The sequence below is a fragment of the Vibrio sp. 10N.222.51.C5 genome (assembly GCF_041474575.1).
Taxonomy (GTDB): Bacteria; Pseudomonadota; Gammaproteobacteria; order Enterobacterales; family Vibrionaceae; genus Vibrio; species Vibrio crassostreae_C.
The window spans coordinates 17,074-30,154 of record NZ_JBFRUJ010000038.1 but is presented as its reverse complement, the minus strand read 5'-3'; the positions used below and the strand labels follow the sequence as shown (position 1 = coordinate 30,154).

Sequence of the window (13,081 nt, the reverse complement as noted above, 5' to 3'; positions counted from 1 at the left end):
TATCTCGTATCTCGTATCTCAAATATCTTTTCTTCCACGCACAAAAAAGAGCACCGAAGTGCCCTTATTAGATTTTAAGCTAGCTATTAATAACTAACGATTATTGCCATATAGCTGAAAGTGAATCCATCAGGCCGCTCGTCGCACCTTGTGACTGCAATGCTTGAAGAATGATTGGCGCAAATGTCGTAACCATTGATGGATCCATGCCTAATCCAGAAAACGCACTTTCAACGGCACCTTGTGAGCTTAGTAGCGATGATAGCCCCGTAGACTCAAGGCTCGACATGCCTGGAATAAGTGTCGCGAGTTCTTTGTTGTCGGCTGTGCCAAGTGAGTTTTGTGCAAGGGCCAACATTGAACCAATACCGCCAACTGCTTGGTCGCTGGTAACAGAAGCTTGGTCAGCTACCGTATCCACAAGTGGTGTTGTTTCGTTCTGCTGAGACCACATATTCACTGCTGCCATTAGTGCAGTTTGTGATAGTTGGGAATAGTTGGTATCTGATGATGAACTGGTTTGTTCAGAGTCGCTAGTGCTAGCGCAAGAGACAACAGCAAGGCTGCTTAAAACTGTGATGAGTACTTTCTTCATTATTCGTCCTTAAGTAATAAAGTAATTTACTCTTTCACTATAAACGAAAAACGGCGATGTAGTCACATCGCCGTTGGATTATTTCAATTTTATTTGCCAATAGTATTTTGTTTTACTAAAGGTTTTTATAAAAATTAAAGAATAGCTAGAAGTTCTACTTCAAATACTAGAGCAGCAAATGGTGGGATTGCAGCACCTGCGCCACGCTCACCGTATGCTAGATCTTGAGGGATGTATAGCTTCCACTTAGAGCCAACAGGCATCATTTGTAGAGCTTGTACCCAACCTTGAATTACGCCAGTTACTGGGAATTCAGCAGGTTGACCGCGAGATACAGAGCTGTCGAAAACAGTACCGTCAGTTAGTTCGCCGTGGTAGTGAACACGTACTTGCTTGTCTGCAGTAGGGATTTCGCCAGTACCTTCAGTTAGTACTTTGTACTGAAGACCAGACTCAAGAACTGTTACTTCTGAACGAAGAGCGTTGTCAGCTAGGAAAGCTTCGCCGTCAGCAGCAGCAGCTTTAGCTAGTTCTTGACGTGCAGCTTCACCACGAGTGTGTAGCTCTTGTAGTGCGTTGTTGATTTCGTCAACTTCGATAGCTGGCATGTCGCCAACTAGAGCTGTTGCGATACCAGCAGCGATTGCGTCAACGTTTAGGCCTTCAAGACCAGAACCAGCAAGTTGTTGGCCCATTTGTAGACCGATACCGTAGCTAGCTTTTTGCTCTACAGTTTCAAATTTTACTTCAGACATGAAAAGTCACTCTTTTTGTCAGTACGAAAAGGGTAAGAATACCAGTATTAGCAGCGTGAAGAAACGGCTAGTCCCTGATCACTTGCGCTTTACCGTGCCCAAATCACAGCCATGTCAATTTTCTCGCTTTGGGCCTTGTTGTGACGGAAAGATCTATACTGTTGGTACTTTGGTTTTTATACTGTAGTTATTCAATGTATAGGACGCAGTGGTATGAATCGTCGTCAAAAGAAAAAACAGAAAGTTGACCACTTAGCAGAATTCAAGGATCGACTGAATCAGGTCAAAGAGAAATTGAGTTCGATCGATGTGAAGAAAATGAAAACCTCGACAGCGCAAACTTGGGGTTCATTGCCGAAGTTACACCAAAGACTGTTGATGGTGATTTCTCCGATCGTACTGATATTACTTTTTGTGCCGCTACCAGAACCTAAAGTAGACACAGCTCCAACAACATCGCGCGTTGAGCTTGAAATAAACACCGTCGGCTTAAGCGAACAGCAAAATGCCAAGAACAGCTCATTAGAACCGAGTAACAAAAATTGGCAGGAGTACCTTGTTAAGCAAGGGGATACGTTAGCGCAGGTTTTTCGAAACAACGATTTGCCATTGTCTGACTTGAATGCGTTAGTGCGAATTGAAGGTGCAGATAAGCCGCTCAGTCAGATTCGTAAAGGCCAGCTGGTTCGTTTCAAACTTGCTGAAACTGGGCAGTTGGACATTCTTCAGCTAGAGAAAGGCGACACTTCGGTGATGTTCTTCCGCTTATCCGATGGTGGCTTTGGTCGCAGTAAGTAGATGAATAGTGAGCCTGAGTTAAAGCGCTTCACCAGGCACAGATAAACGATAGAAAAGAGCTAAGCATTAGCTCTTTTTTTTGGTCGCTTGAAAGGGGCGAGTGGCAAGATGATAAGCATGATTCCGATAAAGGTTAATGTATCCGGAATCTCATCGAACCATATTGCACCTATTAGCGCGACAAACACCAATCCTGAATACTCAGCCAAGGCAATTTGGCTAGAGTGTGCTTTTTGATAGGCAGCAACCGCAAGGCCGTTGTAACTTAAGATTAGCGTCGCACTCAGGGCTATGTATCCCAAATGCTCCACAGACACTGGCTGCCAGTATAAGAAGCACAGTACTAATGAGGCTGGAATAGAGAATAAGGTTGTCCACCACAGCGTAGTGACCACCGTTTGCTCACTAGGAAGCTTTCTTACGAGTACATTAAATAGTGCTAGGGTGAGTGCTGTCCCCAAAGCAAACAGTGCCGCCCAATGAAATTGTGATGGCCTCAAGACAATCAATGCACCAATAAAACCTATGGTTGTGCCGATAACCTTGCCGAGTGCCGGTTGCTCTTTCAATAGCAACATTGAGAGCGGCAACATCAGTAAAGGCGCGACATAAAATACTGCGTTGGCGGTTGCCAAAGACAAGTGAGTGATCGCGACCACCATGCACCCACTGCCGGTCAGAATTAACTGACCTCGAATGAAGGTTACCTTAGCCTGCTGTAAGCGCCGTTGTTCTTTTTTCTGCTGTAGCCACAAAGGGGTGATGATGACCAGAGATATCAACTGTCGGAAAAAAATATACTGTAAGGGCGGTACTTCGCCATTTAACAGCTTTACCGCTACGTCGGAAAGCGAGGCAAACAAGTTACCTGCAACCAACAATAGAATACCGGCAGTGATATTCGTCATTATTTTTCTAATCTCATGTCTATATGAGGAATGTCATCTTCGAGATACATATCCGAGATGGTGTTGAAGCCGTGGCTCGCATAGAAGTTTTCTAGGTGTTGCTGCGCGCCAATATCAATGGCCGTATTTGGCCAAAGAGCCTCGCAGCGTGTTAATGCTTCTTTGATTAATTGATGCCCCAAGCCACCACCTCTTGCCGATTGCTTGGTTGCGACTCGACCGATGCTGGTGTTGTCGTAAGAGGTACCTGGTGGTAATAAACGTGCACACGCTACCAACTCTTCATCAGCATAGCCAAGCAGGTGCTCAACACCCGCGAGTGTATCTTTACCGTCCAGCTCTGGATAAGGACAAGTCTGCTCGACCACAAATACATCGACTCTTAATTTAAGTAGTTGATAAAGCTGTTGTGTTGAGAGTTCAGAAAAAGGAATTGAGTGCCAAGTGATCATGTTTACATCCAGAGATTATCGATGCTCTGAATGTACTATGCGCGATGATTGTTGGCATTAACTATTGTTAATTCGACCTTTAATTCTGCTCAGGCTGATTGCGGTTATTCCTAGGTAGGCTGCAATTTGATTGTCGTTCAAGCGCTGCTCAAGGTCGGGATAGTGCTCGCAGAACAGCTGATAGCGTTGCTCTGGTGTATAGAGCAGCATGAAGCGTTCTTTGTTTTCCTTATGCATCAGTTGTGTTTCTAACAGCTTTAAATACAAAGGATTATTTGATGCACGCCACTCGATAACCGCATTCATTGGCAGCTCTAACATGGTGATGGGTGTCAGCGTTTCTAATAGGTAAGGAGAGGCTTGGTTCTTTATCAGACTCTCAAAGCCGATGATCCAATCTTGTTCCCAATAGAACTCTTTGCTGTATTGCTTACCATCATCAGTGAGGTAGCAGGCATGGCACAAGCCTTCAAGTACAAAGTAGATTGAACTCGCCATCTCACCTTGATTGATCAAGATGTGTCTGGTTGGCAGCTCAAGTGGCTTGGCGACAGCGAGTAGAGATTCAATCTGGCTTTCAGAGAAGTCGAAGCTTTGCAGTTGTTCGATAAAAGAGGTGTGCATGAAAATAACCTATCCCAAATAAGTGCCGAAATCATCGCACTTATTTGGAGAGAGGTACAGAGCAGGATAAATCAGAGGCGTGCGTGTTGCTCTAGGTAATCTTGAGCAAGTTCTCTGCCCATGTATTTACCTAAGGTCTTCAATGGAACCTTCTTAAGGTTCACCACAATCAAGCCATCCAAGGCATCATTAAACGATGGGTCGACATTAAAACACACCAGTTTACCGTTCATCCCTAGATATTGGCGCAGCAGTACCGGCAGGCCTTTACCTTGCTCCATGCGTGCTAACACTTTAGAGAGCAGAGGCACACTCGCCAGTGAAGAGAGCAGGTGATTTTGCCAGAACACATGACTGCTGGTATTGAGTGGTGACGAAGGTGAAACCAAATTCGCCTTTTCCTCATCATAATGGTGGATTGATAACGTGGTCGCGATCAACAGACGCGCATTGTGGCTGTAATCATTGCTGATACTGACTGGGCCGAACAGATGGGTATATTGAGGGTGACGAGACACAAAGGTCGCAATGCCTTTCCACAATAGTAACAGTGAGTTCAGGCTCTTTTGGTAAGGTTTACTTACTACCGATCGCCCAAGCTCAATGCTGTTTTCTAGAGTATCAATGAATTCTTGGTTGTAGTTAAACAGGCTACGAGAGTAGAGCTGATCAAGCCCGTGCTCAGCGATGAGTTTGTCGACCATACCGAGTCGATACGCGCCAACCAGTTCTGCCTTGGTTTTATTCCACACAAACAGTTGATGGTAGTAAAGGTCATAGTCATCTAAATCACAGGCCAGCCCGCTGCCTTCTCCGACTTCTCTAAAGCTTTCTTCTCTTACTCGACCAATCTCGCGCATTAAGTTAGGAATGGATTGGCTTGGTGTGCAGTAGACCTCAAAGTTCCCTTGCTCGAGCAGTTTCATCTCTTCAGGGAGTGAGTCTATCTCTATTGATAAGACTTCTGGTGGAATAGGCGCTATCACTTGGGTATCGAAAGAGGGCGCGTGGATTGGCGTGTTCGGACTATCTTGTTGACTCATTAGATAGGTATTAAGTCGTAGGTAGTTGACGATATCCATATCTTTTTCAAACGATTTTATCTCTGAATACGGAATCGATGAGCCAATCGAGATAGAGATGGTTGTCGCTTGTTTATTAAGAAGTTCACGCCCGAGTAGAGCGGTTCTCAACAGTGGATGAACACGACCCGCTTGATAGAAAAGCTCACTGTTCTTGCCATTGATAAAGATAGGTACCGTGGTGGCTTGGTGACGTTTGACGAATTTCGCTACCGACTTGCTCCACTCGATGTCTGTCAGTGTTTTTGCCCCTTTACGGTAGCTTGATACTTCACCTGCTGGGAATACAATCAATAGTCCACCATCAGCCAAATGACGATTGGCATCTCGAATCGCTTTGGCATTGGTGCGTTTCGATTCTTTACTGTTAAAGACATCGACACCGATGAAAAGATCATCCAGTTCAGGCAGGCGCTTAAGTAACTCATTGGCCAGCACCTTCACATCCTTTCTTACTGATCCTACGAGATCGGCAAGGATCACGCCTTCGATGGCGCCAAGCGGGTGGTTCGCCACAATCACGACAGGCCCTTCTTCCGGGATGTTTTCCGTGCTTCCCGATGCAACCGAGTAGTCGATATTGAGCGCCGACAGAGTGTAATTCATGAATTCGAAGCTAGATAACTCGTTTTTACGATCTTGGTAGAGTCGGTCTAGCTTAGATAGCCCAGTTGCCCACTCGACAACAGACTCACCTAAACCAAAAGGCGTGTAACGTGGTAAACGAAAAGGACTATCAATCATAATGAAATTACCTTACTTAATCAGTTGCGGCCAAACTTTATCGGCTTGTTGAATATGCTGTGCTTGGTCTTGTTCCCAGCGCTGCTTAATCTCTTGGTCGTAGTTAAGATAAAGTTTGTCATCAACTATGGTCCAATACTGTGGGTCACCTGGTGCGAAGTCGTTTTTGGCAGAAACGGCCCATGCGCAATAACCACCATATTGAGGGGCATATTTTTCAGGATTATTAACAAATAAAGTCAGATTCTTTTCAGAAGAGAAATACCAGTCCGCGCCTTTGTACTCAGTGCTGAATTTTTTACTGCCTTCAATGGGCTTACCGGAAGTGAAATATGCGACGGTATCGTAGCCATCGAGTGCCTTACTGCTAAAGAAGCCGGTATAGATTTCATCGGCGGCAAATACGTACGGGCTAACAAGTAGCAGAACCATGGTGAATAGTTTTCTCATGATGGACTCCATCTATAGATTGATTGCGGGTGATAAATCAAAGGTAAAGCGCTGCTGATTTATCTGACATGGTTTAATGGGTTCGCATGGTGAGCCGGGTGCATAAAACATAGAGGCTTGGCCATGCAGATTACGTAAGTGTGTAAAGCTCACTGTATGTGCGTCTTCGCGATGCATACAGGTTGCTAAATGAGGTTGTTCGTTGTGATGGTGAGAGTGAAACTTAAGTAAGTTCTGTTGATTCTTACCTGTTGCCATAAGCTGATCGTATTTTGCTTGTCGGTAAGCTTGCACTCGCTCTAAATCAACACCGGATGAGAAGAGTGGAGAATCGGTGTCGACTATTTGCTGTTGAATACCATCCCACATGTAGGCGATAACCAGACCATTGTGTTGGGTTAGATTGGGCGCGAAAGCCAGCAAGGTAAATGGGGCAAAAGAGTGTAGGTCTAGCTTGTGAAATGCTTCAGAGAGCTGACTGATATTACGACTCGATGATAGGTTTTTAAGTAGCAAACCGCGGCTTACTAAAGGACCAACGGGCACTGTGCCTTGATAGTTATTGAGTAGGCACAGCGAAAGCCCGAACTCATTAATACTTATCCAGCTACCGCCGCCAGTTGGGTCGAGTGGCATGATGATATCGACACCGTTGACTCGATATTGTCTAGGTGGCATTGCCAGTGCCCGCGTCTTTTGTTCATCACGATTAAAAAAGACCTGATAACCATTCTCTTCAAGCAGCCAAGATACTGAACACATGATTATTGCTCCCTCAGATAGCTGTTGGTGGTTGGGGCATAACCAAAGGTATTGCAGGTCTCGACGTCTAGGAAGGTGGTGATCACCTTGATCATCGCGTAATGATGATTGGCATGCAGCGCGGCAAAGGTGACCTCTCTTTCGAGTGTTGAAGGCAGGCTTGCGAACACTTGAGCATCCATCGAAACCTCAGTTTGGATCATGATAGGCGCTTCGAGATCTCGACGGTCTAATCGTTCAAGCCAGTTGATCACATAGTGGATCTCTTTGACTGCAATAGAGCGGTCGTATTCGACAGGATGACCACGACGACGAGTGTTGTAATCAACGGCCTCATCCTCTTTTAAAATCAAGGCGTGAAAAAGATCCAGTGTGTGACGAGTATGTTCACCGATAGAGCTTGTAACGTGTGGCTTTGCTCGTGTCAGGTAATCGCTGTCAGAAATCGCTAACAAAAACTCTAGACCCTGATTCAATATCTCTACCGCTCCCTTGATACTAGGAGAGAAAGAAGTAAGGGCGCTCGGTTGGGCTATGGGGTTCATTCATGATCCTCGTGCAAAGTTAGTCGGTAGTCGGATATTGTTGAACAAGACGTCGCTCTTCTTGCCACGCCGCAAATAAGCTCTTGAAAGAAGGGGATTGGTGGCCTCGTTGTTTTTGCTGAGCGCCAATATCAAAAAGAATGCGATATTGCAGGAGTAGCGTAGAAAATATCTCTCGTAATGGGGTGTTGCGATCCCAGATATGTCCAGCCTCACTGCTTGCGCCATTGACCTCAAGAATCGTGAAATCCTCACCGTTCATTAGGCTGTACATGTCTTTAAACTTGACGTCGAGTCGACCAAAGTGAAAGCCATCGAAGTCGTCGAATATCTCGTCTAAGCGTTCTGTTAGAGCCTGAGTGATGTATTGATTACCGTCTCGGAAGATACAGCCACGGCTATGGCTGCCTGCAAACGCGAGTTGGAACTCTTCACCCTCTGCGAGCACTTGATCCAATTTATCTTCATGCCTTGGTAGATACAGGTGGCTGAGTTGCCCAGCGCGCGGGCTGTTTTCAATTAACTGCTTGAGTGTCGACTTGCCATCACCCATCACCATTGGCGCATATTTGAGTGTGATCGAGATGATCTCACCTTGCTTTTTATTTGGGTAACGAACGTAGAAAACACCCGCTTCGGCTTGATAAGGCGCCTTTTTTTGCAGTAGAAAGCGAGCATTATTTGGGAAAGATTCGACATATTGCTCAAGTTGAACTTGGTTGTTGATCAGCTTAACGCCAACACCTCGACAGCCAAGATCCGGCTTAGCCACGATAGGGAAATCAAGATCCGTTTGTATGAGTGCGCTGCGTGCGTCTTCGGCTTGTTTTTTACTGCCGAGATCCGTTTTGGTTAGGGTTATAAACGGTGAGATCCAACGCTGACTTGAAGATCCGGCAAGGCTCAATATCTCATGTTTTGATTCGCCTACCATGCCGCTTAACTTAATGCTTGGATTGGCGATGAGCGGCAGCGCCCAGTCAAAGTGCCGTAACCCTTGCATCAGGCTTTGAATGACCACTGGCGTGTAGAAGAACCAAGTCGGAAGAAACTCATAAGGAGAGACACTTCGCACGGTATCTTTTTCAAGCAGAGGCATACCTGCATTAATTTGATGTGCGGGAATGATGCGAATATCTTGCGGTGAACTCATGATAGCCCTCTAGAGTAGGTTTTATTCATTAATCGATTGCCGATAAACAGCAAAACGATGGCACACGGGATGATGATCCATTGATATTCAGAGGCTTGCAGCCAGGCTGATGTCCCTAAATAGTAGATGGCAGAGAAGACAATGCCAGTCCAGAGCGCAGTGGCACTAATCACGGCAAACAAGAAAGTAGGCAGTGGGATGGCGAAAAAGCCACTTAAGGTAAAGCCGACGGTACGAAGCCCTGGAATAAAGCGGATAACAAAAAGGCTGCTGAATGCGTTTTGGCGTAATTTGGTACGAAGCGAACGAAAGTGCTTATTAGTGAGGGCTTTATATCGAACACCTCGGAAGTAACGTCCTGATTTACCAAGGTAATAAAGACCGAGATCACCAGTGGCAATGCCAATGAAAATTGCAAGTAACGCATATTGCGGTGGGATGAGTGCTTGAGTCGCTAAACCAGCGGCCGTCACGATTGCCAGATCTTCAAGCAGGTAAGAAAGCGCGATAATGCCAAGCATCAGCCATAGCAGCGACTCCTCTCCTGAATGTAACCATGCTTGAATGCTCTCGACGGTGCCCATCAAATGTCCTTATCTATCCTATAGATGAATGGCTTACCGGCCATTCATTGAGTGTAGTAAATTAAATAGACAGGAGGAGCTCAGAAAAACTTACAGCGAATTGCTGCTTTTTTACGTTGATTGGATTCAATAGGTGATTTGAGGTGTGCGATATTAGGCGAAGAATGAGCAGGAGTTTAAGCTTCGAAAGCTGAGGCCTTACACTAAGAATTTAGATAAGAAAAGAAAAAGGCTGAGTCGTTAAACTCAGCCTTTTAGAAGGTTAACTATTGATTACTAGAGTAATCTATTTAGTTAGATCAATTTGGTAAACGCCGAAACCAACATCGTCAGTGGCAACACGTTTCATTGGGTATTGACCCTTCTCTTTAATGAACTGTGCCGCTTTCTCACTTGGCGACGTTTCAAAGCGGATATCTAGCTTTTTATCCGTTTTGATTGGTGCGAATGACCAGTTGTTGTCAGCTGTTGGGCTCACTTGGCCTTGCTCTTTGCTTACGCGAGAGATGTAGTTCGCCAGTACAGTACGGTTCTCATCTGGTGCATCAAATGCGATGAAGTCTTCACCTGTGCCTGGGAATTTAGCGCTGTAAGCTCGGTAGTTGTTGGTTGCGATCAGGAAGTCTTGCTTCATGTCGATTGGCTTACCTTGGTAAGTTAGGCCAACAATACGCTGAGAATCAGGGTTAACCACTTTACAGTTTGCATCGTATTTCGCAGGCTGAGTTACGTCGATTTGGTAATCCACACCGTCGATAACATCGAAGTTGTAAGTACGGAAGTTATCCCACTCAATCAGCTGTTGTGGTGCTGTTGAGTTCACATCGATTTGGTTGAATTGGCCAGCAGAACACTCAAGCCACTCTTTTACTTCGTGACCTGTTACCTTCATTGCAACTAGCGTGTTCGGGTAAAGGTATAAGTCAGCCGCGTTACGGAATGTCAGTTGGCCAGATTCAACCTCAGTGAAGTTCGCTGGGTCATTCTTACGGCCACCGGCTTTGAATGGCGCAGCAGCAGAAAGTACTGGTGTACCGTCTAGGTCTGGGTCACCTTGGATGAACTGTTCAACGTAATCTTTCTGTGCAAGGTTAACGATTTGAACTGTTGGATCGTCTTGTACTAGAGACAAGAAGCTGTACATCACATCGTCTGCTTTACCAATCGGTTGGTTAACAAACTCACGAGTACCTGCGTGGTCTTTTTCTAGTGCTGTTACGATGCCTTCATCAGCATCTGCAAGTGATTTCTTCTCGATCTTGTCGTAGATAGGGCGTGCTTCTGATTGGCCTTTTACTACTTCCCACTTACCGTCTTTTTGTGCAAGTGTTAGGTCCATAACACCAACGTGGCTACCCCAACGACCTGGCATTACTGCTGCAACGCCGTTCATTGTGCCAGTTTCGTTGTCGATGCCTTGAATGTCATCAAAACCTTTACCTGGGAACACTGCGTGAGAGTGGCCGAATGCGATTGCATCTATGCCGTCTACTTCAGATAGGTAGAACGTTGAGTTCTCTTCGCCATTTCTGTATGGGTCCGTTGATACGCCTGAGTGAGGGATAGCAACGATAACTTCAGCGCCTTCCGCTTTCATTTGAGGCACTAACTCGTTAGCTGTCTCAATGATATCGCGAGCGATTACTTTACCTTCAAGGTTCTTCTTATCCCACGTCATGATTTGTGGTGGAACGAAACCGATGTAGCCGACTTTTACTTCATGCTCTACGCCTGCAGTATCTTCAAACGTGTGCGTCTTGATGATGTAAGGTGTGAAGTAGTGTTCTTTGGTTTTTGCGTCGTAAACGTTAGCACTGATGTACGGGAAATCAGCGTCGTTGATTGACTCTTCTAGGAAATCAAGACCGTAGTTGAATTCGTGGTTACCTAGGTTTGCAGCGTCGTAGCTTAGTTGGTTCATAGCTTTGTATGCAGGGTGAACTTCGCCTACTTCGATGCCTTTGTCTGCCATGTAGTCACCCATTGGGCTACCTTGCAGCAAGTCACCGTTATCAACTAATACGCTGTTGGTTACTTCGCTTTGAGCTTCTTTTACTAGAGTTGCAGTACGTGCTAAGCCAATTTTTTTCGATGGCTTGTCTTTGTAGTAGTCGTAATCCATTAGGTTGGTATGGATATCCGTCGTTTCTACGACACGTAATTTAATCACTTCATCGGTATCTGGTGTTGTTGTGCAGCCTGCTAAAGTCAAACCAAGACCCGCAAGTACAGCCAATGACAAAGGTTTCATTGCAACTTTCATTTTGTAGCTCCAAAGTGGATAGTAGAAAATTCGTTGCGTAATGTAACAAAACCGAATGAAACAATGATTACAACGAATGTTAATTCGTGACTTAGATCGATTACTTTATGGTGTTCTGCAAGACGCCTCACAAAGCTGCTCAATCGATGCGCAACTGATATCGATAATATTAGTCCATTCATTTCACCTGCTTATCGGTAAATCCAATCCCTTATCAGCTTTTCGAATAAAAAATGAAATTTTAGAATTTCCAGTAATATGAGAGGCTCGTCATAATGCCTATATCAAGGACGTATCAGGCAGATGAATAGCAAGGATAGCTCAAAACGAAGCTTCTGTTTTCTTCTAGTGCCAATACTCCCATTCACTCAAGTGGATGAGTTAAATCCCTTGCTTGGCAAGACCAAGTAATGAATTGCTCGTAACGCGAGCCTTAAAGGAAGCACTGAAATGGACCAAGAACGTTTAACCCACCTAAAACAGCTCGAAGCGGAAAGTATTCATATTATCCGTGAAGTAGCGGCTGAGTTTGATAACCCAGTGATGATGTACTCCATCGGAAAAGATTCTTCTGTGATGCTTCATTTAGCTCGCAAAGCGTTTTATCCAGGCAAGATTCCATTCCCGCTATTGCATGTAGATACGGATTGGAAATTCCGCGAGATGATTGAGTTTCGTGATCGTACGGCTAAAAAGTACGGCTTCGACCTTTTAGTACATAAGAACCCAGAAGGTATTGAGATGGGTTGTAGCCCATTTGTACATGGTTCTTCGAAGCACACTGACATCATGAAAACACAGGGCCTTAAGCAGGCGTTAAACAAGTATGGGTTCGATGCGGCTTTTGGTGGTGCGCGTCGTGATGAAGAAAAATCTCGTGCGAAAGAACGTGTTTATTCTTTCCGTGATAAGAACCATACGTGGGATCCAAAAAACCAGCGTCCAGAGCTTTGGCACACCTACAACGGTCAGGTTAATAAGGGCGAAAGCATTCGTGTCTTCCCGCTATCTAATTGGACTGAGCTCGATATCTGGCAATACATCTATCTAGAGAGCATCGATATTGTTCCACTTTACCTTTCAGACAAACGCCCTGTAGTTGAGCGTGATGGCATGCTGATCATGGTTGATGATGACCGTATGGAGCTGCAAGAAGGTGAAGTGATTGAAGAGAAAAGCGTTCGTTTTCGTACTTTAGGCTGTTACCCATTAACCGGAGCGGTTGAATCTGAGGCGAATACGCTAACGGGCATTATTGAAGAGATGCTGGTGGCGACGTCTAGTGAGCGTCAAGGTCGAGCGATTGACCATGATCAGTCGGGCTCTATGGAGCTGAAAAAGCGCCAAGGTTATTTCTAAGAATCTA

The 13,081-nt window shown here is 45.3% G+C and carries 14 protein-coding genes; 2 read left to right on the top strand and 12 right to left on the bottom strand.

Going from position 1 to position 13,081, the window contains the following annotated elements:
- Nucleotides 1–100 precede the first annotated feature (100 nt).
- On the bottom strand, nt 101–595 hold the full coding sequence (locus AB4558_RS12530; RefSeq protein WP_017058875.1) for a DUF2780 domain-containing protein: 495 nt from the start codon (nt 593–595) through the stop codon (nt 101–103).
- A 134-nt stretch (nt 596–729) separates the two neighbouring features.
- Nucleotides 730–1,350: an FKBP-type peptidyl-prolyl cis-trans isomerase gene (locus AB4558_RS12525; RefSeq protein ID WP_372074947.1), complete on the bottom strand. Its 621-nt coding sequence runs from the start codon at nt 1,348–1,350 to the stop codon at nt 730–732.
- A gap of 213 nt (nt 1,351–1,563) precedes the next feature.
- Between AB4558_RS12525 and AB4558_RS12520 the strand changes: the two genes are divergently transcribed.
- Entirely contained in the window at nt 1,564–2,148 is a 585-nt protein-coding gene (locus AB4558_RS12520) for a LysM-like peptidoglycan-binding domain-containing protein (RefSeq protein WP_017068022.1), read from the top strand.
- A 59-nt stretch (nt 2,149–2,207) separates the two neighbouring features.
- On the opposite strand, the gene AB4558_RS12515 is transcribed toward AB4558_RS12520, so the two are convergent.
- The 10 genes from AB4558_RS12515 to AB4558_RS12470 form a co-directional block, all read right to left on the bottom strand.
- On the bottom strand, nt 2,208–3,056 hold the full coding sequence (locus tag AB4558_RS12515; RefSeq protein WP_065584307.1) for a DMT family transporter: 849 nt from the start codon (nt 3,054–3,056) through the stop codon (nt 2,208–2,210).
- Entirely contained in the window at nt 3,056–3,508 is a 453-nt protein-coding gene (locus AB4558_RS12510; protein ID WP_017058878.1) for a GNAT family N-acetyltransferase, read from the bottom strand. Before AB4558_RS12510 ends, AB4558_RS12515 begins: the two co-directional genes overlap by 1 nt.
- 57 nt (nt 3,509–3,565) lie before the next feature.
- The gene (locus AB4558_RS12505; protein ID WP_017067547.1) at nt 3,566–4,132 is read right to left on the bottom strand and encodes a Crp/Fnr family transcriptional regulator; all 567 of its coding nucleotides are present in this window, start codon (nt 4,130–4,132) and stop codon (nt 3,566–3,568) included.
- Between the two features lie 71 nt (nt 4,133–4,203).
- Nucleotides 4,204–5,958 (bottom strand): lysophospholipid acyltransferase family protein, encoded by a 1,755-nt coding sequence (locus tag AB4558_RS12500; RefSeq protein WP_372158845.1) that lies wholly within the window; start codon nt 5,956–5,958, stop codon nt 4,204–4,206.
- Nucleotides 5,959–5,970: 12 nt separating this feature from the next.
- Complete coding sequence (locus tag AB4558_RS12495) at nt 5,971–6,408, bottom strand: YHS domain-containing (seleno)protein (RefSeq protein WP_017058881.1); 438 nt, start codon at nt 6,406–6,408, stop codon at nt 5,971–5,973.
- A gap of 12 nt (nt 6,409–6,420) precedes the next feature.
- Nucleotides 6,421–7,170 (bottom strand): NRDE family protein, encoded by a 750-nt coding sequence (locus AB4558_RS12490; RefSeq protein WP_372074948.1) that lies wholly within the window; start codon nt 7,168–7,170, stop codon nt 6,421–6,423.
- 2 nt (nt 7,171–7,172) lie between these two features.
- Nucleotides 7,173–7,715, bottom strand: coding sequence for a hypothetical protein (locus tag AB4558_RS12485; protein WP_032545608.1), 543 nt, complete (start codon nt 7,713–7,715; stop codon nt 7,173–7,175).
- A gap of 19 nt (nt 7,716–7,734) precedes the next feature.
- Entirely contained in the window at nt 7,735–8,868 is a 1,134-nt protein-coding gene (locus AB4558_RS12480) for an ATP-grasp domain-containing protein (protein WP_017058884.1), read from the bottom strand.
- Nucleotides 8,865–9,452 (bottom strand): DedA family protein, encoded by a 588-nt coding sequence (locus AB4558_RS12475; RefSeq protein ID WP_372074949.1) that lies wholly within the window; start codon nt 9,450–9,452, stop codon nt 8,865–8,867. Before AB4558_RS12475 ends, AB4558_RS12480 begins: the two co-directional genes overlap by 4 nt.
- A gap of 286 nt (nt 9,453–9,738) precedes the next feature.
- Nucleotides 9,739–11,715 carry a bifunctional 2',3'-cyclic-nucleotide 2'-phosphodiesterase/3'-nucleotidase gene (locus AB4558_RS12470; protein WP_372074950.1) on the bottom strand — a complete coding sequence of 659 codons (1,977 nt, stop codon included), beginning with the start codon at nt 11,713–11,715 and terminating at the stop codon, nt 9,739–9,741.
- A 414-nt stretch (nt 11,716–12,129) separates the two neighbouring features.
- Between AB4558_RS12470 and cysD the strand changes: the two genes are divergently transcribed.
- The gene (gene cysD / locus AB4558_RS12465; protein ID WP_226088532.1) at nt 12,130–13,074 is read left to right on the top strand and encodes a sulfate adenylyltransferase subunit CysD; all 945 of its coding nucleotides are present in this window, start codon (nt 12,130–12,132) and stop codon (nt 13,072–13,074) included.
- Nucleotides 13,075–13,081 lie beyond the last annotated feature (7 nt).